Below are 1,026 nucleotides of genomic sequence, written 5' to 3'. Positions count from 1 at the left end.
AGATACTGGTGATCGCCCGCGCCCCAGCCGGTCGCCGACGCCTGCCGGGCGGGCGATCACCAGTATCTCGTGGGCCGGCCGCGCTCGGAGATCCCCGTGCCGGTGAAGCCGGACCTGCAGCGGGTGGCCTGCACCACCTGCCCGGTGACCATGGACTTCAACCCGAACCGGCTGAACTTCCTCTTCGACGCCCAGACGGGCCTCATCAAGGAGGTCCGCTGCGGCTAGCGCCTGCGCTCATGGATGCCGATAGGCGAGATGATGCGATCTTGGCCCGCACCGAAGCGGACCGCCCAACGTCATCGAAGGGGGAATGGCCCTCCTCCTCTCCCACGCGCTTCGCGAGGGAGAGGAGGAAATGCGCCTACGTTCGCAACTGATGGGAAGGCGGACCTAAGAGGAAAACTCTCCCCACCCGCCTTCGGAGATGTCCGGTTGCAGACCTACCATGACATCAAAGCCAGTTTCCCAAGGAAACGTGCCTTCCCGATCTGGCCAGACAAGCTGCAGGCACGGGAACTCATCTCCACCGTAGAACCAGCGGCTCCAGCCCAAGTGCTCAGGGTAGTTCGCCCTATCAACCGGAAATAAACAGGCCTGGTGGTTGCCGAACAGATCTGCAATTCGAGACCGAACGGGGAAGCGCTTACCTGATTTGAGGTCCCGGAAGACGTCCCACAGCACCGCGTGTGTTGTCTCGGATTTCAGTCCGAAGACGATCAATTCTGGATGGCCAAGCGTTAGCCAGAAACCCGTCGTGTAGGAAAAGCCCGACTGGTTGTCGTCCGCCAAGACGCTCGTCCGAAACCACCCATGTTCACGGATACTGGCGACAAAGGCCCTCTCACCGTCATCGAGTGCGTTCTCAGGCGCTGAAAGAGCAGTCTGCATGCCCCTATGTGACCACCGCGCCTGCGAAGGTCGAGCCAAACTTCGGCAGCCGCGGACCGGACCGTCCCAAGGTCGGCGGAGGGTGGGAAGCGGACCTAACGCCCAGCGTTCGCCGCAACCACCGCAACTGAGAAG

Annotated in this window: 2 protein-coding genes; one reads left to right on the top strand and one right to left on the bottom strand. The window is 62.2% G+C overall.

Annotated elements, in window-relative coordinates:
• The first annotated feature begins 96 nt into the window (after nucleotides 1-96).
• Nucleotides 97-228 (top strand): hypothetical protein, encoded by a 132-nt coding sequence (locus AX721_RS28555; protein ID WP_255373640.1) that lies wholly within the window; start codon nucleotides 97-99, stop codon nucleotides 226-228.
• Nucleotides 229-393: 165 nt separating this feature from the next.
• Here the strand turns inward: AX721_RS28555 and AX721_RS26730 are convergent, their stop codons facing one another.
• The gene (locus tag AX721_RS26730) at nucleotides 394-891 is read right to left on the bottom strand and encodes a DUF4262 domain-containing protein (RefSeq protein WP_082765655.1); all 498 of its coding nucleotides are present in this window, start codon (nucleotides 889-891) and stop codon (nucleotides 394-396) included.
• Between the last annotated feature and the right edge of the window lie 135 nt (nucleotides 892-1,026).

It is taken from the genome of Phenylobacterium sp. CCH9-H3, assembly GCF_001557235.1.
Lineage (GTDB): Bacteria > Pseudomonadota > Alphaproteobacteria > Caulobacterales > Caulobacteraceae > Phenylobacterium.
The sequence above is the reverse complement of the archived record's forward strand: the minus strand, read 5'-3'. Positions and strand labels throughout refer to the sequence as shown.

Bases quoted from the DNA above. Each gene is read 5' to 3' on its own strand.
- AX721_RS26730 (WP_082765655.1), bottom strand. From the start codon at position 891: ATGCAGACTGCTCTTTCAGCGCCTGAGAACGCACTCGATGACGGTGAG.